16 protein-coding genes and 2 pseudogenes are annotated in these 17,963 nt (G+C 34.4%); 2 read left to right on the top strand and 16 right to left on the bottom strand.

Annotated features, from left to right (window positions below):
* Positions 1-58: 58 nt before the first annotated feature.
* The 10 genes and pseudogenes from ACZ8ZH_RS18135 to ACZ8ZH_RS18090 all read right to left on the bottom strand — a co-directional run.
* Positions 59-196: pseudogene (locus tag ACZ8ZH_RS18135) on the bottom strand (integrase core domain-containing protein); the annotation flags it as partial.
* Between the two features lie 8 nt (positions 197-204).
* Positions 205-1,230, bottom strand: a complete 1,026-nt coding sequence (locus tag ACZ8ZH_RS18130) for an IS30-like element ISAba125 family transposase (RefSeq protein ID WP_001988464.1) — start codon at positions 1,228-1,230, stop codon at positions 205-207.
* Positions 1,231-1,309: 79 nt separating this feature from the next.
* The gene (locus ACZ8ZH_RS18125) at positions 1,310-2,089 is read right to left on the bottom strand and encodes an aminoglycoside O-phosphotransferase APH(3')-VIa (RefSeq protein ID WP_000422636.1); all 780 of its coding nucleotides are present in this window, start codon (positions 2,087-2,089) and stop codon (positions 1,310-1,312) included.
* 100 nt (positions 2,090-2,189) lie between these two features.
* The gene (locus tag ACZ8ZH_RS18120; protein WP_001988464.1) at positions 2,190-3,215 is read right to left on the bottom strand and encodes an IS30-like element ISAba125 family transposase; all 1,026 of its coding nucleotides are present in this window, start codon (positions 3,213-3,215) and stop codon (positions 2,190-2,192) included.
* A gap of 56 nt (positions 3,216-3,271) precedes the next feature.
* Positions 3,272-4,278 (bottom strand): annotated as a pseudogene (locus ACZ8ZH_RS18115) (IS3-like element ISAba14 family transposase); the annotation flags it as partial.
* Between the two features lie 37 nt (positions 4,279-4,315).
* Positions 4,316-5,251: a hypothetical protein gene (locus ACZ8ZH_RS18110; protein ID WP_005028393.1), complete on the bottom strand. Its 936-nt coding sequence runs from the start codon at positions 5,249-5,251 to the stop codon at positions 4,316-4,318.
* 15 nt (positions 5,252-5,266) lie between these two features.
* Positions 5,267-6,046: a M48 family metallopeptidase gene (locus tag ACZ8ZH_RS18105; protein ID WP_470247952.1), complete on the bottom strand. Its 780-nt coding sequence runs from the start codon at positions 6,044-6,046 to the stop codon at positions 5,267-5,269.
* Positions 6,039-6,527 (bottom strand): hypothetical protein, encoded by a 489-nt coding sequence (locus ACZ8ZH_RS18100; RefSeq protein ID WP_470247951.1) that lies wholly within the window; start codon positions 6,525-6,527, stop codon positions 6,039-6,041. Before ACZ8ZH_RS18100 ends, ACZ8ZH_RS18105 begins: the two co-directional genes overlap by 8 nt.
* Positions 6,528-6,536: 9 nt before the next feature.
* Complete coding sequence (locus ACZ8ZH_RS18095; RefSeq protein ID WP_005005759.1) at positions 6,537-7,046, bottom strand: hypothetical protein; 510 nt, start codon at positions 7,044-7,046, stop codon at positions 6,537-6,539.
* 5 nt (positions 7,047-7,051) lie between these two features.
* Positions 7,052-7,474: a hypothetical protein gene (locus ACZ8ZH_RS18090; RefSeq protein WP_005005760.1), complete on the bottom strand. Its 423-nt coding sequence runs from the start codon at positions 7,472-7,474 to the stop codon at positions 7,052-7,054.
* Between the two features lie 164 nt (positions 7,475-7,638).
* Between ACZ8ZH_RS18090 and ACZ8ZH_RS18085 the strand changes: the two genes are divergently transcribed.
* Entirely contained in the window at positions 7,639-8,292 is a 654-nt protein-coding gene (locus ACZ8ZH_RS18085) for a hypothetical protein (protein ID WP_005005764.1), read from the top strand.
* A 65-nt stretch (positions 8,293-8,357) separates the two neighbouring features.
* Here ACZ8ZH_RS18085 and ACZ8ZH_RS18080 read toward each other — a convergent pair whose 3' ends face one another.
* The 6 genes from ACZ8ZH_RS18080 to ACZ8ZH_RS18055 all read right to left on the bottom strand — a co-directional run bounded on the left by ACZ8ZH_RS18080 (position 8,358) and on the right by ACZ8ZH_RS18055 (position 14,694).
* Positions 8,358-8,870, bottom strand: coding sequence for a hypothetical protein (locus ACZ8ZH_RS18080; RefSeq protein ID WP_005005767.1), 513 nt, complete (start codon positions 8,868-8,870; stop codon positions 8,358-8,360).
* A 7-nt stretch (positions 8,871-8,877) separates the two neighbouring features.
* Positions 8,878-10,008: a hypothetical protein gene (locus ACZ8ZH_RS18075; protein ID WP_005005771.1), complete on the bottom strand. Its 1,131-nt coding sequence runs from the start codon at positions 10,006-10,008 to the stop codon at positions 8,878-8,880.
* A gap of 685 nt (positions 10,009-10,693) precedes the next feature.
* Positions 10,694-11,539 carry a hypothetical protein gene (locus tag ACZ8ZH_RS18070; protein ID WP_024160863.1) on the bottom strand — a complete coding sequence of 282 codons (846 nt, stop codon included), beginning with the start codon at positions 11,537-11,539 and terminating at the stop codon, positions 10,694-10,696.
* Between the two features lie 125 nt (positions 11,540-11,664).
* The gene (locus ACZ8ZH_RS18065; RefSeq protein WP_005005776.1) at positions 11,665-12,267 is read right to left on the bottom strand and encodes a hypothetical protein; all 603 of its coding nucleotides are present in this window, start codon (positions 12,265-12,267) and stop codon (positions 11,665-11,667) included.
* A complete protein-coding gene (locus ACZ8ZH_RS18060; RefSeq protein ID WP_005005779.1) occupies positions 12,260-14,050 on the bottom strand; it encodes a hypothetical protein in 1,791 nt (596 codons plus the stop codon). Before ACZ8ZH_RS18060 ends, ACZ8ZH_RS18065 begins: the two co-directional genes overlap by 8 nt.
* 167 nt (positions 14,051-14,217) lie before the next feature.
* On the bottom strand, positions 14,218-14,694 hold the full coding sequence (locus tag ACZ8ZH_RS18055) for a hypothetical protein (protein WP_005005780.1): 477 nt from the start codon (positions 14,692-14,694) through the stop codon (positions 14,218-14,220).
* 1,609 nt (positions 14,695-16,303) lie between these two features.
* Between ACZ8ZH_RS18055 and ACZ8ZH_RS18050 the strand changes: the two genes are divergently transcribed.
* Entirely contained in the window at positions 16,304-17,938 is a 1,635-nt protein-coding gene (locus ACZ8ZH_RS18050; protein WP_005005782.1) for a hypothetical protein, read from the top strand.
* The last annotated feature ends 25 nt before the right edge of the window (positions 17,939-17,963 follow it).

Below are 17,963 nucleotides of genomic sequence, written 5' to 3'. Positions count from 1 at the left end.
GGTGGTCCCACTTGTTTGAACAACTAAAAGCGTATTTATAAGTGATATTCCGCTCTAGTTAAGCCACCTTGTTTTGTTGGGGTAGCTGATCATAGTAAAACTCATTTGGTGTCATTTTGTCTAGACTCGAATGAGGTCGTTTCAAATTATAAAACTCAAAATATGCACTTAATTGCTTTTTCGCATCTGTGACACTGGGCGAATTCAAACATGAGGTGCGACAGTTTCAAAAGCCATATGATAATCAACAAGCTGAGCAAATTTCTCTAATGGTGTAAGCCAATCTAACGCCTTTCTAGGACGAGTATTCAGTGACATGGCAACTTGATTTAAATAATGCTGATCTGCCTGATTTAAATCAATCCCTTTAGGTAAATATTGCCTAATTAAACCATTCATATTTTCGCATGTGCCTTTTTGCCAGGGTGAATGTGGGTCACAGAAATATACATCTATGCCTAAATCTTCTTCGAGTATTTTATGTTCTGACATCTCACGTCCACGGTCATAGGTCAACGTTTTACGCAGTTCTGCAGGTAAATATTTCAGAGCTTCAGTTAAAGCCTTGCGCACTGATTCTGCCTTTGCATCAGGTAATGTTGCCAAGATACAGAGCCGTGTATTTCGTTCAATAAGTGTTGCTATCGAACTTTTATTGTCTTTACCTTTAATTAAATCAGCTTCCCAATGACCCGGTATTTTTCTTTCTTGAACTTCGGCTGGGCGCTCATGAATAGTTTTAATATCCTGTAATATAGAATCTTTTTTAGGTTCACCGTTAGCTTTTCGCTTTTTATTTTCATGACGTAGACAGGATAATAAGTCTTTTTTCAACTCACCCTTGGGTAATGCTCGTATCGTTGAATAAATCGTTGTATGGCTTACATTCATTGTTTGATCCAAATCAGGAAATGTCTTTAAACGCTTTGCTATTTGCTGAGGAGACCATAAACAACGGATCGCTTCAACAATAAATTTCCAGAGGATTGAATCGATTTTGAGTTTTCTGTGACCACGTCTACGTCTAGCAAAAGTGTTATCAGAAGCATATTGAGCTTGATAAACGTCATTGATGCTATTTCTTTTAAGCTCACGATAGATCGTACTAGGATGTCTTTTAATAAGTTCAGCAAATTTTCTGGCTGAAAAGCCTTCTTTTCTTGACTCAAGCATTAATGCAGTACGATCTTCAAAGTTAAGATGATGGTATGACAATTTTATATACTCCATAAACCCTTTAAATTAATTAGGTGGTTTATGTCGCACTTCAAGTTTTACTCTGCCAAGTATTTTTAGATAATGCTTGGAATCAATTCAATTCATCAAGTTTTAAAAAATAATTCCTTTTGTCAGGTCTATCATTTTTTAAATGCTTTAAAAATATTTTCGCAGTTTCCTCCGATGCATCCTCTCTTAGGCAACGTTCAACAAAGGATATATCTACAAATTCATCTGCTAACCCAGCACGACCAAGATCTAAAAAATAAATTTCATTGAATTTATCTATAAAAATATTACTATCCGTGATATCGCCATGAGAAAAAACCAATCTTTCTTCAACACGAGTCTCGGTTAACTCATTCCATAGACTTAGGTAAGTTTTATGGTCTCCCCATAATTCAGTGTCAAAATCATCTTGATCTATATCGTCAAGGAGTTGGTTATCAATAAAAAATTTTGACTCTTTTAACCGATGATCAATGTTTGAAATAAATGGACAATCAATAATAGCAATTGAATTTAACAGATTGAGTGCCTCCTTATAGATAGCAAGCAATTCTTGGTCTGTTAAAAAAAGCGCTGAAATTGGTTTTGCATTGATCGCTTTAGTGATCATGAATTCAAACTGCTCATCCTGAAAAGTCATGATGAGTTCAGGCACCTTTAATTTCTCAGAGAGCCAACTCAACATTTTCGCTTCACGAGAGACACTGTATGTGGTCTCTGTATATAAAGTGCTAGATCGCTTAAGAAAAAAAGTTTCATTATTTCGATTAAAAGAATAAACATCCGATGGCGACTGACCAATTTTATTTGGCTCTAAAACGCTGTTTCCGATAAATTGTTGAATAATATTGGGCAATTCCATCAAGTTTTCCTTTTATTCAGCATTAAAAACCCCGCAAATGCGAGGCCTAGTAAATAGATGATCTTAATTTGGTTCACTGTAGCAAAAATATGGGGCGAATTCAAACATGAGGTGCGACAGTTTCAAAAGCCATATGATAATCAACAAGCTGAGCAAATTTCTCTAATGGTGTAAGCCAATCTAACGCCTTTCTAGGACGAGTATTCAGTGACATGGCAACTTGATTTAAATAATGCTGATCTGCCTGATTTAAATCAATCCCTTTAGGTAAATATTGCCTAATTAAACCATTCATATTTTCGCATGTGCCTTTTTGCCAGGGTGAATGTGGGTCACAGAAATATACATCTATGCCTAAATCTTCTTCGAGTATTTTATGTTCTGACATCTCACGTCCACGGTCATAGGTCAACGTTTTACGCAGTTCTGCAGGTAAATATTTCAGAGCTTCAGTTAAAGCCTTGCGCACTGATTCTGCCTTTGCATCAGGTAATGTTGCCAAGATACAGAGCCGTGTATTTCGTTCAATAAGTGTTGCTATCGAACTTTTATTGTCTTTACCTTTAATTAAATCAGCTTCCCAATGACCCGGTATTTTTCTTTCTTGAACTTCGGCTGGGCGCTCATGAATAGTTTTAATATCCTGTAATATAGAATCTTTTTTAGGTTCACCGTTAGCTTTTCGCTTTTTATTTTCATGACGTAGACAGGATAATAAGTCTTTTTTCAACTCACCCTTGGGTAATGCTCGTATCGTTGAATAAATCGTTGTATGGCTTACATTCATTGTTTGATCCAAATCAGGAAATGTCTTTAAACGCTTTGCTATTTGCTGAGGAGACCATAAACAACGGATCGCTTCAACAATAAATTTCCAGAGGATTGAATCGATTTTGAGTTTTCTGTGACCACGTCTACGTCTAGCAAAAGTGTTATCAGAAGCATATTGAGCTTGATAAACGTCATTGATGCTATTTCTTTTAAGCTCACGATAGATCGTACTAGGATGTCTTTTAATAAGTTCAGCAAATTTTCTGGCTGAAAAGCCTTCTTTTCTTGACTCAAGCATTAATGCAGTACGATCTTCAAAGTTAAGATGATGGTATGACAATTTTATATACTCCATAAACCCTTTAAATTAATTAGGTGGTTTATGTCGCACTTCAAGTTTTACTCTGCCCTGCTATAAGCTTTGAGATACACCTCTTCATATTTAACGCTCCGCCATAATCGTTCAACCATCACATTATCTACCCATCGACCTTTACCATCCATACTGATTTGAATGCCATTTGATTTCAATACATCAATAAATGCATCACTGGTAAACTGGCTGCCTTGGTCTGTATTAAATATTTCAGGTCGACCATATTTTTCAATCGCTTCATTTAAAGCCGAAATACAAAAATCCACCTCCATACTAATCGATACCCTATGCGCAAGTACCTTGCGGCTATGCCAATCAATCACAGCACATAAATAAACAAAGCCTTTTGCCATAGGGATATACGTTATATCCGTAGACCACACTTGATTACTGCGCTGAATAGCCAACCCTTTGAGCAGATATGGATATTTACGGTGAGCTTGATTAGCCTGGCTTAAATTTGGTTTGCAATATAACGCCTGAATACCCATTTTCTTCATTAAAGTACGTGTATGACGTCGTCCTATATGATGTCCTTGACGATTCAACAAATCACGCATCATACGACTGCCTGCAAAAGGATATTGCATATGTAATTCATCAATACATCGCATCAGCTTCAGATCTGATGCACTCACAGGTTTTGGGCGATAGTAATAACAACCACGGGAGACTTTCAGCAGCTTAGCTTGCTTAGATACTGAAATCTGAAGTGAGTCGTCGATTAACTTTTGTGGTTGAAGCGGCCCAGTTTCTTCAACACACCTTCTAAAAAATCAATTTCTAATGCCTGCTCACCGATTTTTGCATGTAGTTTTTTTAGATCGATGGGTGGTTCTGTTGGAGCTTTTGATTGATCGAAAGCTTGCGAGGAAGCTGAGATCAATTGATTTTTCCAGTCAATAATTTGGTTTTGATGAACATCAAACTCAGCACTCAATTCAGCAAGTGTTTTTTCTGCTTTAATCGCAGCAAGTGCTACCTTAGCTTTAAAATCATTTGAATGATTTCTTCTTGGTCTACGTGCCATAAAATACTCCATATATTGATGTTTATAACATCATTTGAGGAGCAGAATATCACTTATAGGAGTTGTTCAAATTTACGGATCCATCTCTCTCTCGTACACTTAGAAGATAAGCATCTGGATTCGTTTTTAATTCTTTATCTAACATTATTAGCTTATTCAACATATCTTGGTTTGTCGTCTTGGGAATGATCCAACCGCCAAAACTAATATTGTTTAATTTGATGTTAGGTAGTGGATCTTGTCTATTTTGTTCCAGTAACCAAAGATAGTTTTCACTACAAACAAATAAGACTTTTAATTCCTGATCAATGCGCCGTAAATCACAATATCTGAATAGGTTTACGTTACCTGGTGCTTCAGCATTGATAATTGGTTTTTTTCTTGTTTTTTCACCATGTAACTTAAAGTATTTAACACAACTTTCAATGTCACTTTTTAAATTGATTGGTGCAGTTTCTATTGGTGCCTCTGATAATTGTTCTTCAGCATATTCAAAATAGATCCAACATACATCTTGGTCTTTTAGCTTTTCAAAAAGCCAATCTGGAACGTCATGCAATTTTTGTTTTAGTACAAATGGTTTTCCTACATTCGTAATCTTGACGCTTCTTTTCTTGTACGTGTCCAGCTCCCCTATCTTCTTCACGCCACTTTTATATAAATAACGGTTTTTGAGAACTACTTTACTCTTTTTTACCTCTTTTTCAGGTTTAGGATCAGTACTGGATTTTTCAGGCTCAACATTCAAACAAAAGTAATCTATTCCTTTGGTAAACAATTGAAACTTCCCCTCCTTTTCAATTAAGGCAAAATTCCCTCTGATTTCAGCACCTACTATATCTTTAGATATTAGAAATCGATCATCAACGGTTTGTTCATTTAAGAGCAGTAAAGCCGATTTAAAATCTACTTTGTGTTCTGGTATTACAACATAACCGTGGTCAAACAACTTTTTGCTCACTCGGATAACTGTGTAAATATCCATAACCAGCTCCTTATATTATTTCCTGTAATTTTGGTTGATGTATTCTTGGATCGCTACAATTCTTTTTTCTGAAGTAGGATGCGTTGATAAGAAATCAATTTTAGTGCCCTGTTTTTCTTGGGCTACTACTTTATTCCAAAAGCTGACTGCGCCCTGTGGGTTGTAACCAGCACGAACCATAATATCAACACCTAGAAGATCCGCTTCACTTTCAAGTTTGCGCGAACCAGGTAAGTTAACCCCATAATCGCCTAGTAAACTTGTGCCAGATACAACCATGTCACCAAGACCAGCCGAACTAGCTGCAAGCACACCTAAACCAGTTAAAAGCTTTTTACTTACCTTTTCACGCCCATGATCACGTAAAGCATGTGCAATTTCGTGGCCGATCAGTGCAGCCAATTCATCATCAGTTGCATTAATTTTTGTGATAGAACCAGTCAACACACCGATCTTGCCTCCAGATAGACAAAACGCGTTGATTTCATTATCTCGGATTGTATTAACTTCCCAATTCCAATTTGCTGCGTCAGCTCGATAATGTGGAACTTGTGCGATAAGACGTTTTGCTACTCTATTTACTTGAGCGTTATTCACAATCAATCCACGCTGTTTAGCAGTCGTGATGATGTTGTTGTAAGACTGAGTATTTTGCTGAAGATATTCTTTTTCAGAATACAACATGATTTGTTTGCGTTTAGAACCCATTCCATCAATAGTACTAGATACGCAACCAGTTAAAAGAGATCCGGCAACAGCCAAAACACACAAAGATTTCATCTTAAAATCAAACATTTTGTTTTCCTTTATGTTTAAAAACATTTAACAAGTTAAAACTGCGCTTATTAAGCTTGTTTTTATCTTCCAAATCAGTAATACATTTAAACTCTTTTAAGATGTTTTTGTAATGCTCTTTTTGTTCATTTTCTGACTTATTAAAACCTTTCAAAGCTAACTGTTCAATAGTTTTAGGGCTGAATAATTTCAGAAGAACTATATTTAATATTAAAGTACCAGCCAGTAAGCCCAACGCATAAAGCTGAACAACTGAAGTACTGTATTTAGGTTCCATCGGACCAAGTGAACCAAAGCATATAAAGCTAAATACAGATAAAGTAACTGCAGCTATAAAACTAGATATCGTAACTCTAATCTTGAACTTATATCGTGCAATTAAAGCGACAATTAAAAAACCAAAAAGTATGGTACCAATTGCCGTAGCCATTATGACTAAAAAGAGCCCAGGGTTTGTGTTTGATGGATCTAACATTTCCATAGAATATCCTTAAATAAAACCCTTGCTTTCTAATAGGGTGAAACGATCTTTAAACAGTACAAAGAATGTTTTTTTAACGCTTTCGTACTGGTGTTTGATAATGTCTAAAGCACTATCATATGCACCTAGTTTCACGTAATTAACAAAATTGGCATGATCAAAACCTTTAAGTTTGTGACGTTTAATAAAGCCCTTAAAGTCTTGCTCTTTTTCTTTAAATTGATTCTCAAATTCAAAGAAAAGTTTGCCTAATTTCATGCTGTATAGTTTTAAATTGACAATAAATTCGACTAAAGGTGTTTCATTTCCTCTAATCGTAACCAGCATGTCTTTATCTTTTGTGATTTCGAGCGATGGTAAAAAATTAGAAAAATTAACCAGTAGATCACTTAATAAAACTTGTTTATTAAAGTATGTGACCAAAACAGGTGCGCTATCTGGCACATACGCTTTGATACGTTCAAATTTACTTAAAGCTTCTGGAGAAGCATGACCACTAAGGGCTAATTTCACTAACATATAATTCACTCGACATCTAATTCATTTTTTAAAACCAATTTGTATTTTGGATGAACCCCAAGTCTAAGTTGAAGTAATGTCCACGCTTGCTTTGTTATTAACTTTTCGCCACTTTCAAACTTTGACCACTGTATATTGTTGTACAATCCTGTGTGACTAGACATTTTGGTTTTACTTAAACCACTCCAGACTCTTAGTTGTTTTCCTAAGACTGGTATTGGAACCAGCATTAAACCATTGTCCTCTTGTTCCTTTAAAATCTTTAAAGCTGCCTTTTTACCTACTAATTGACCGCCATCTTCACAAATATAAGTAATACGAGCTGTATATTGTTCAGAGTTTAAGCACTCTTCTAACAATGCTAGAACTTCATCCTGAGGATTCGTTAAACCCCCTCCAACCGTATCGCCTGTATCAGTTTTAATCACGAGTTATACCTTTTAAGATAGATATTCTTATAGTATATACGAAAAACATTTAAAAGATTTTTTTAAAAAAACAAAATGTTCATTTTTTGTATTTTAGCTAAAACCACTTATAATATGATTATTGGTATTAACCAAAGTTTAAAACATATTGAAAGGTGTTTAAAATGACTAACTCTAAAACTAACGCTAAAACCAAAGAGAACCGCTTAAACCAAAATGGCAGTTTAAGCAAAACCGACCAACGCAAGCTTAAACCTATTTCTTTTTGCTTATTAGATACAGAACAAGTGACAATGCTGGAGAAAATTGAAAAGTTTCAATATGGCAATTTCTTTAAAAACATTATAGCTTCTATGACTGATGAAGAAGTTGAACAGATCGCGAATAGCAACAAGAAAAGCGATCCAATCATTCCTCAAAAATTACTAGATCTAAACATCACAAAAGGTTTCTTATCTTGTCGTTCAATTGCAAAGGTGCTTTTTAAACACAATAAAGTTGAATCTATGCTGCATGAGCTACGTAACTTTATCTCTGACGAATTCATTTTAAAGTTAGCTGAAGACCGCAACTTAACACTATCTATAAGCGACTCAGAAGTCGATTCTAATACCTCTTCAGGTATGTTTGATGATCGCTATGCGATGGCTGATACTGGCTATAAGAGCCGTACAACACCTGTTTTCAATCAGCAAAATATTGAATCTATAAAATCCATTGTTCGTGAACATGAGAAGCTTCCAAAACATGTCGAATTAGACAATGATTTCATTGAACAGTTTATGAATGACAATCCTGAAGTATTCGCAAAATTATAAAAACACAAACAAAAAAAACCATCTAATTTTTAGATGGTTTTTTTATGTCTTAATTATTTCTAGAATCAGCTATAAAGCTTCGCTGGCTCGTCTGCAACTGGTATCACTGGCTGTACTTCTTGCATAAGAATTTTAGTCACTTCATCCAGTGGTGCAATGTTGGAAGGTAAAAACTCTATTGCTTCAGGAAATTGTGATTTAAGGTAAGCATCTATGGCTTTGTGAATAGCTCGGTACCATTCTCGCGATTCGCTCTCTAAATTAAACATGCTTGAAATTGAAGCTTCTAGATCCGCAATATATTTACTTGGTAGTAAAGCTTTACGCTCCATATAAGCTTGATGTGCCATAGCAAGCCAGATAAAGCGATTTAATTCCTTACTACTTCCCTCTACGCTATTATCTTTAAAGTTCAACGTTCTAAATTTGCAAATGTGAAAATGTTGCTCACTAAAATATTTAAAGAAATCTTCATACTCAATTACAGAAATGGATTTTTGTAGCACCAATGGTATATCTAATGCGAGATCCACTTCGACTTTACGTGTACCAATGCCATTTTTAATAACAAATTTCATATTCACCTCAAAATAAATTAAATTGTTTAAAGGTGTCTTTATCATTAAAAGTAACCAGGTGATGCGATTCAATTAACGATTTAAGGTCCTTAGCCTGAGCAACTGGCTGTATTTCAATGCTGGCGATTTGTGCAGCTTCATGAATTAACCCTATGATTTGAGCACGGCTTTCTAAATATGCAGATAGATCGCGAGTTTCTTTGAATGAAGAAATGACAAAGTTAATATTCTTTTCTAAATTCTCACTCAAACTGCTTAGTGTTTGGTTAATTGGTGCATACTTTTCTATATGCTCTAAGACTGTTGCATGATCTAGAAAAAAACTAACTTCCAGCAATAATGAATTGTAAAAATCAATAAAGTTCGTTTCTTTTTCAAAGATGAAAATTTCTTGGCCATCTTCGTCATTAGGTATCTCAATTGAACCTTTTGAGATCTCAAAACTTTCATCCCCCAACAATGTATGCAGAATTCGGCCTAAGTGTTCTGCATGTGGTTTGCTGTTAGTAAAGTTGATTTTCAAGTTTTCATTTGAATCAGCAATACGGACTAAAATATAGTTTGTTGTGTGAAATAATTCATCTGCATTGTCAGTAAAATTTAACATTGAAATCTGATTATCTGTTCCAGCATCAGAATCAAGTTGCTTATCCAAAAATTCATGGTTATCAATAAAAAGCTTAGCTACACCGTTTGTAATAATGCTTTCGTATTCACCAAAGTTTTGTGCAAGGTATTCGCTCATTAAATTTGGCAGAACTTCTAATAAACTTTTTTTAAGATCCGATAATTCAATAGCAGAATTGAATAACGAATCTGGCACAAGGTTCTCTACCTCTTCATCAAGTGCTTCATCGTTTGGTGACAACCCTTTTTGCTGTGCAATTGCATTACGGAAGGAAGCCATAATTGAGATTGTCAAAATTGAAAGTGTTACCGTTTTAACCCATTCACTTTTCACATCGTTAGGCACGTAAAAAGCGCAATTACTAACCCACTGGTGGTTATGATTAAGAATCCGCTTTAAAGGGGTTTTAGTGGCTGGAAAAATTTCAAAGACAGTATTTAAGATTGGGTTTTTACCCAATTTGATGCTTTTATTATTACCGTAAAAATAGATGCTGCGAATATCAGACATAATATACTTTCTTAAACTTAACGTTGGTTACATATTATCACTGATTTAGTTTTAAAAAATATTTTTTAAAACTATTAATTTTATTTTTTTGTGTTTTAATTCTGCCCTTGTTCACTGCTTTTAAAACCCAAAAAAACAGGTAACTTTTGCTTAGGCTACGGTGGGAACTTGGTATTACAGTGTTATTTGGTAGCTAAAAAATTAAACATTGATAAACTATTGATAGTAAAAGAGATAAGGAATAGATAGATTTCTTTGCGTGTAGGGATATACTTTTCATCAAACATTTTGTTTATCGCATACAGAAGTGAAGAAAAACATAAAATGAATATGATGATTTGCAATATATATGATGGAGTATTGAGGGTTTCTGGTAGATATTTAATCTTGTATATCGTTGTATTTAAAAACATTTCAAACACAAAGAATACAACTACAAAGATGTAGCAAATATTGAAAATGGCAACTAAGTTGTATGCCGATTTGAGTACCAGGCCTGTCATCGATTGTTCACTTGAATCAATCTCACCCGTTTTTGGAATTTTAAAAAGCACAACGCATTCCAGTTTTAAGAGTGTATCTATTATACTTTTAGAATACCTTTTATCAACTATAAAACTTTGTTATTAAAATAAAAAAATGGCCTTTTAAGACCATTTTAAAACACCCTACCCTCCTTTTAAGACTAGCCGTTGTGCTTATCTTTAGAATCACGGTAAGTAGAGATATGGTAGAAGAAAAAGCACGATAAAAGTGAGAAAAGCACCACCCCGAACGTGTTCCAAAATCTGCTATTTGATAGTTCAGAAATACGTTTATTGATTTCTGAGATAACACATGGATTCGCTTTTGCAACTTCAACATTTACATTGCAGACTTCAGCATATTGGAATAGGAATGTTTTATGGCCAATATCATACATTTCTTGGATCTGGTTAATATTGGTCGTATTCAGAAGAACCATAACAAGAGAGATCAGTGCTACAAATATAGAGATAACAAGAAAGCACTTCACAATGATTTCACGAGCCACATCATCAACACCACTTAAATATCTTTCGAGCAATATATTTAGCTTAGTTCGACCATCAAGGATAATGTTATAGTCATGTTTTACTTCATTATTTCCTGTATGGTTTTGATTTGTTGGTTCAACAGGAATGTCAGATAATTCGGCTGGTAAAGTGACTGCAATTACATCTTTTTGTTCTTCAGGTGCTAAACTTTTATTGCTGCTGTTTGATACAAAATCTTTTAATAAGGGTACTGGCTCACTTTTAAGGTGTTCTGTTTTTACAACCTCGTGAGCCGACTCATTTGCATCGAATAAGATCTTGTCTGTTCTTTCTGGATGCTTGAGATGTATATATTGATAAATAAAATAATTGATCTTTTGCTGTAAGACCGGGCTTTTATCAACTTCACTTTCCACATCTGCACCAAAAGTCTCAGTTATAGATGATTTTAATTCTTGTACTTCGGATTGATTCAGCAATTGATATAGTTCATATATTGTTTTAGAACTGATCATGATAAAACCCACATTAATATTCATTAAACTGTTAGTAGTATATAGAATGTGGTTTTAAAATAAATAGGTATGTTTTAAGAATAAAAAAAACCGCCTTTTAAGGACGGTTTTAAAAGGGGGTTTAATTAGTATAAACAGTTGCCGTTTGCACCAATAGAGCGTCCATTCTGGCTTAAATACCGTTGTACGGTGTTAGCAACATCTCTTGGGAGTTGATTATTCACTTTTTGTATAACATCGACTTTGTATTTATTCTGACAACTCACAATACCAGCCAACATGTTATTGATCAGTGATGTATTGTCTTTACCATCCAATTTACGTGTTTCTTCGTTTATCACTATGAATTGAACAATATTTAGATAGTTATTCGTGAGGTTGTCACCACTTTTTGATGACTTGTTTAGATTCTCAATGGTCGAATTCAAGTTATTCATTCGTGCTTCAAGGCCAGAATCACCAGTGACATTTGCATTATTGTTTTGGTAACGCGTAGCTGTGGTGTTCCGATTAGAATTATATTGTCTTTGCTGTATCGGCTGTTGCTGAACCTGAACTGGTGCTTGCTGTTGAATTTGACCAGGTGCTTGCTGTTGTTGAGCTGGCACTTGCTGAGTTGAATCTTCATTTGAAGTTGCTTTTTTATACCAATCACTAAAATCGGCATTTGCACTACTACTCAATATAGTAGCCGTAAAAATTGCACATAAATAAAGTTTATTATTCATTGTCTGAACTCTCTTTACCGTTGTAGTTCGCTGGACTAATAGCTTTTAAACTGAACTCATTTGCAAGTTTCCACAACCGCATAAATGTCTTTTGCTTTTCTTGTACCCAATAGTCCTTATCTTTTTTTAGAAGATTCTTTAATACATCTGAGTTCAAGTGGAAATTATCATCAAAAAAATGTTCAAACAGGAGTTCTGTTAAATAGTTTTGAGTTAACGTTTTTTTATTTTCATTACCCGTACCAAAGAATATTTGGCAAAGCTTTGTGCTTTCACACACGAGATCTATGTATTTTTTCTCGTCTGCATTTCGCTGGTGGCGCAAATGAGGATGTGTAATAAAAATAGAATTACGTATGAAAGCATAATCAATAATTACAGTAGCTTCCGTTTTCTTTGAAATGTACTCAGCGTTTGTAAGAATTTCACAAGTGGTAACATCAACTTTGTCGCGAATATTAATGAATTCGCTTGAGAAAGTAGATGCACTTTTGTTTTCGATCTCAACTTTCTTATCACGATTTCTCAGATAAAGTAAATTATCTGCTTGCTTCATATCGTTTAGGAATCTTTCAAAGAAGTGATTACTTTTATATAGATCTTCTAGAGCTCGCGTAACATAAGACGCAACCAAATTAAGATTTTTAGCTAAATATGATGGTCCATTCTTAGTTGTATAAGCAGCTAAACGATCCTTAACAAGTTCTATTACTTTTTCAGGTTCACCATTATTCAATCGAATTGCTGAAGTGAAGAGCGCATTACTGATTTTAAGCTCATTGCCCTGTTCATCCTGAACCTTTGCACACATTTCATTTAATGTATTAAGCGCTTTACGATAGTTGGACTTCAACTGAATCTGAAAACGATAATTGCAAAAATTGTCACGATCTGGTGTACGCTTATTGCATGGTTCATACTTAACAGAAATAAATAATTCAATAGATGGATTGTTATTCAGTCTTTCTAATGAAACAAGAAGTCGTTTACGGTAAAAATCACTTGCTTTGTATTTAAATTCTACTGAAAACTCGGTTAATGCTTTGAAGTCAATGTAAGGAATAACCACTTCGCCACGAAACTCATTGATCTTCATCAAGTTATACATATAAAGATCAAAACGGTCCTTAAATCCAAGAACCGTTAAAGTGTCGAGAACTGTGTAGCGCCCCTTTTTATCAAAATCTAATTCAGATAGATTGGCAATCAACGTTTCTTCAAGCTGATAGCAAATAAACGCATTGTTATCTAATTCAAAATAGCCCGTACTGGCAAACATTCTTTTATGAGTTACGCTGTCTACGTCATTTCTTGAAAATGGTTCGCTGTCCATTTGGCGTAAAGAGCTCATTGGTAGCATCACTTTACCAACACTATTTAGCGTATTCCATGCCAAAGATTTGATACGGCCATTGCTAAGGTAATTAGCTTTATTTTTGAATAAAAGAATTTGACGGATGTATTCAAAATTCAGAACAAAGTTGTTCGCTAGTTGTAATGCTTCAATTTGGGATAATTCAGGTTTTTCAGCGATAACGCGCTGCAGCTGATGTGCATACTTATTTTTGGCATTCACCAACATTAAGTAAAAAATGAATTGATCAACAACTGGAATATCTAGATAACATTCGACTATGAAATTACTGATTTTGTTGCCGTAACCCAAGAGATCCATGGTTTTTGTTTCGGCATTAATAATTGAGTCTTTGATTGACTGCGATAGTCCAAAAATTTCATCTTCTGAAATTCCTTTACTTATGCAGACTTGTGAAGAATCTTGCATAACTGCTCCACTTTAGACAACGTACAACGTACATTGCCTGAGATTGAATTAAAAAATAAAAATAAAAATATATTTGCAACCCAACTAACGTTGTAGTCTTTTCGCTTTAAAGCTGTGTATATACTAACTAAATTTTAGACAATAAAAAAGCCTCGTCAGAGGCTTAATTACGCAATTAACATTATTTGTTGACCGATCTGCGGTAACTCTAGTTTAGAAGTAGTGAACCTGTATGGTAGCTTCTCATATATGCTTTTAAAACTAAGAGAATTTCTAAAAAAATCAAAGCTTTTAGTGAGTTTAAAAGTAATATCGCCACTTGATAAGATTTGAATTTCGTCAATCATAGGTGCTGCAGCTTGCTTCGCATCTGTATCAATCATAAATGATAAATCACAAGCTTCACGCATGATCTGGTTGATAGTTTTCTTATTAAAATCTAGACCTGTAACGTGGTTAACTTTTTCAGCTGATACAACGTATCTACCGTCTTCTGCAGAATAAAATGCATTTAAATTATCAACTAGAATAAGCAATTCGGCAGATAAAACACCTTTTAGCAAAATATCAGACGAGCCAGAGCTAAACACATTGAAGTCAATGAGTATTTTTTGATGTCTAAGACTAAATGATTGATATTGCATATCTCGAATTCCCATAGGCATTCTGAGTAGACATTATAGCATCAATTCGTTAATTAGACTACGATTAAAAGCATTTTTAACAGTAATTTCTTAATAAATAAGACTATGAAAAACAGTGCCTTATATGAGTAATATTCACAATTACAATGTAAGTTAACCAATGTAATACTTGATCAAATAAATATGTGCTCAAGATAGGCACCCAGCGAAACTTTTTTATAAATGGTTTGTAAACTTTCTTCCGTCCTAATGACGTAAGTTATTGTTTTATAGTGGTGCCAAAATACGAGCGAAACTTTTTTATAAATGGGTTGTAAACTTTCTTCCGTCCTAATGATGTAAGTTGTTGATTTATAGTGCTGGCAAATTTCGAGCGAAACTTTTTTATAAATGGGTTGTAAACTTTCTTCCGTCCTAATGATGTAAGTTGTTGATTTATAGTGCTGGCAAATTTCGAGCGAAAGTTTTTTATAAATGGGTTGTAAACTTTCTTCCGTCCTAATGATGTAAGTTGTTGATTTATAGTGGTGCCAAAATACGAGCGAAAGTTTTTTATAAATGGGTTGTAAACTTTCTTCCGTCCTAATAGCGTAAGTTATTGATTTTACTTTTTTGTCCAGATCCAATAGCTCAACTATCATAGATAGTATGTTTAGTATGTTTTAAGGTTAGGTTATAACTTTTTGGCTGTACCTAACTTCCAGCGAAAGTTTTTTATAAATGGGTTGTAAACTTTCTTCCGTCCTAATGACGTAAGTTATTGATTTATAGTTGTGTCAAAATACGAGCGAAAGTTTTTTATAAGTGGATGTAAACTTTCTTCCGTCCTAATGGCGTAACTCATTGATTTTCTGTTATAGTCTGAACTCAGCGAAAGTTTTTTATAAATGGGTTGTAAACTTTCTTCCGTCCTAATGGCGTAAGTTATTGATTTGTCGTAAAACAAGCTAAATAGCGATCGTTGGGTCATATATAAGGGCTATTCCTCATAAAATCTGAAAGTCTTTATTATCAAGGCTCTCAGGAAATTGGAGAAGTTATCCGCAACGTTTTGAATTTAATTTGCGCTCAAATGAATTTAATTTGCGCTGGAAGTATTTTTTATTCTATTTAATTTTATTATAAACAGCGACTTACAACACTTGCTAGTTTGCAAATTTCCAATATTGCAAAAAGCTAAAAAATGAACAATATTTTACTCATATTTTTAAATTCATTCTAATATACAAGAACTTAATTTGTGGATAGAATTTAATAGGAAAGTGGATAAAAACATCAAAAACCAGCTAAAAACGCCTTATTTTCTAAAAATTCAAATTCAATTTGCGCTCAAATGAATTTGATTTTCGCTCGTACCATTTGTGTTTTTCCGTACTAATCCTGTAATATCATGAAAAATAAGCATAAAAAATGTCCCTAATTAACTTCCCTTAATTAGAAAGATAATAAACAAAAAATTTCTTTTTAAAAATTTACTCTTAAACTTTTTAATATATTTTTTAATTTTTTATTTGCCTCCTTAGTATATACCAATGAGGTTTTGTAGTATTTTATAAATAGCTTGAGTCAATGACCAGCAATCAAAAATATAAAGCGTGGAATTTAAGAAATGAGTAAAAGTGATAATACGATTAAACGTATCGTCATGACTGTAGATCAATTTTACAAACATGATGAACAAGACGAGCTGTATGCATACGGCTTTGATATGTCTACCAATGAACCAGTTCGCATACGAATGAGTTCATCTGAAGAATTCACGAAGATCATTAATAAACTCAACAAGCATCATACTGAGAATGTTTCAGTAGATGAAGTCCACGCAAAATTTGATTCTGGACGTAACCAACGTACTTCATTAGACACACATAATCGCGGTGCTAACCGTGGTCGAATTATCTGTTTTGACAAATGTGTTGACTCACCCTACGAATCTCTTGACGGTTATAAAACTTATGTTGCTCAGTGGTGCAACGTAATGAGTAACAACCCGAATTCACAATTAATCAAAGCAGTCACTTCTATCAATGTGCATCAACAAAAAAACGGCGATTTCTTTGTTAAAGCTCAAATCATTGAAGATGCAGCACATATGCAAGTGCCCAATGTAAAAATTAATTCTCCAGCACTTCATAACGCTATTATTAAAAATAATTTACAGCTTCTTGTTAAATCTTTATCGAATAGTACTGACAACCAACCTGAGCGCATTCCATTTTCAAAAATTGTTGTGCGCTATGAGTCTGGTTCTGTATTAACTACAATCCCATTGATTCCAACCTATGACAGTGCTGATCGTGAAAGTGTTAAGCAATTCGCTAAGCCAGATCCGTTGATGCAACGTGGCGGTATTGATAAAACTAAAAAGTCTTATCGGGTTGCTAAAGATCCGATTGAAAGTATCAAAGATATTTTGAACGGCAATGACTTTCACACCGCAACTTTTGATCCAAATTTTGTACCATCCAACCAGCATGAAAAAGACCAGTTCGATAAACAGGCTCAGAACGTTTATGTTATGGACCAGGCCCGTATTGCCCTGTTTGCATTACTTGGCGATCGACAAATTAAAGTGTTCTACAATGAAGATGTAGACAAAGAAAAAAATCAAAATTTAAAACGTCTTTACGCTGGCTTGGTGAGTCAAAAATTACTGCCTGAGGTTTATCATGGCCAACAACTACAACTAGGTGCGCTTTACAAAGACACGTTCTTAAAGAAATTTTTCAACAATAAAACGCCTCACGCTGGTTTTCGCAAGGTAGATCCAGAAATAGATTTACGTACTGGTGAGGGTGTTCGTGGTGTTGGTGCACCTCCCCTAGTGAATCAATTTACCGATGACTACGGCAATCCAAAACCGCACGACTTAAATCCTCAATTTTTAAGTCAAGTTGATCGTCAGACCATGAATAAATTGACGCATGCAAAACAGCAATTTGCTGAAGCGTTTATTGTTATTCAACCACACCAACGGAACTCGAATAATTGTTTTGTCTCGTTTATCGAGCCTGTTGAACTTACTCAAACCCGTATGAATGCGTTGAACTTTTCAGAAATTACGGTAGAGCATGTACAGCAACATAAAGCTTCAATCGATAGTCCGTTATCTAAGAACTTCAACCACGATCTTTTACCTGATCCACAAGAGTTAATGATGAAAGTCAGACAGCCAGAAATGGATGTTAAGAAAAGCCAAGAAAAGGCTGCGACTTCTGATGTCTATAACGACATGACTTTTTAATCAAATTTAATAATTCTTCTTCAGG

The sequence above is a fragment of the Acinetobacter sp. SW-226 genome (assembly GCF_055632855.1).
Note: the sequence above shows the minus strand (reverse complement) of the source record. Positions and strands in the feature narration are given on the sequence as shown.

What these genes read in the sequence shown, in the direction of transcription:
- ACZ8ZH_RS18100 (WP_470247951.1), bottom strand. Translation starts at nt 6,527, where the DNA reads ATGGAAATGTTAGATCCATCAAACACAAACCCTGGGCTCTTTTTAGTC.
- ACZ8ZH_RS18060 (WP_005005779.1), bottom strand. Translation starts at nt 14,050, where the DNA reads ATGCAAGATTCTTCACAAGTCTGCATAAGTAAAGGAATTTCAGAAGAT.
- ACZ8ZH_RS18120 (WP_001988464.1), bottom strand. Translation starts at nt 3,215, where the DNA reads ATGGAGTATATAAAATTGTCATACCATCATCTTAACTTTGAAGATCGT.
- ACZ8ZH_RS18080 (WP_005005767.1), bottom strand. Translation starts at nt 8,870, where the DNA reads ATGAAATTTGTTATTAAAAATGGCATTGGTACACGTAAAGTCGAAGTG.
- ACZ8ZH_RS18055 (WP_005005780.1), bottom strand. Translation starts at nt 14,694, where the DNA reads ATGCAATATCAATCATTTAGTCTTAGACATCAAAAAATACTCATTGAC.
- ACZ8ZH_RS18075 (WP_005005771.1), bottom strand. Translation starts at nt 10,008, where the DNA reads ATGTCTGATATTCGCAGCATCTATTTTTACGGTAATAATAAAAGCATC.
- ACZ8ZH_RS18070 (WP_024160863.1), bottom strand. Translation starts at nt 11,539, where the DNA reads ATGATCAGTTCTAAAACAATATATGAACTATATCAATTGCTGAATCAA.
- ACZ8ZH_RS18110 (WP_005028393.1), bottom strand. Translation starts at nt 5,251, where the DNA reads ATGGATATTTACACAGTTATCCGAGTGAGCAAAAAGTTGTTTGACCAC.
- ACZ8ZH_RS18095 (WP_005005759.1), bottom strand. Translation starts at nt 7,046, where the DNA reads ATGTTAGTGAAATTAGCCCTTAGTGGTCATGCTTCTCCAGAAGCTTTA.
- ACZ8ZH_RS18050 (WP_005005782.1), top strand. Translation starts at nt 16,304, where the DNA reads ATGAGTAAAAGTGATAATACGATTAAACGTATCGTCATGACTGTAGAT.
- ACZ8ZH_RS18125 (WP_000422636.1), bottom strand. Translation starts at nt 2,089, where the DNA reads ATGGAATTGCCCAATATTATTCAACAATTTATCGGAAACAGCGTTTTA.
- ACZ8ZH_RS18105 (WP_470247952.1), bottom strand. Translation starts at nt 6,046, where the DNA reads ATGTTTGATTTTAAGATGAAATCTTTGTGTGTTTTGGCTGTTGCCGGA.
- ACZ8ZH_RS18130 (WP_001988464.1), bottom strand. Translation starts at nt 1,230, where the DNA reads ATGGAGTATATAAAATTGTCATACCATCATCTTAACTTTGAAGATCGT.
- ACZ8ZH_RS18065 (WP_005005776.1), bottom strand. Translation starts at nt 12,267, where the DNA reads ATGAATAATAAACTTTATTTATGTGCAATTTTTACGGCTACTATATTG.
- ACZ8ZH_RS18085 (WP_005005764.1), top strand. Translation starts at nt 7,639, where the DNA reads ATGACTAACTCTAAAACTAACGCTAAAACCAAAGAGAACCGCTTAAAC.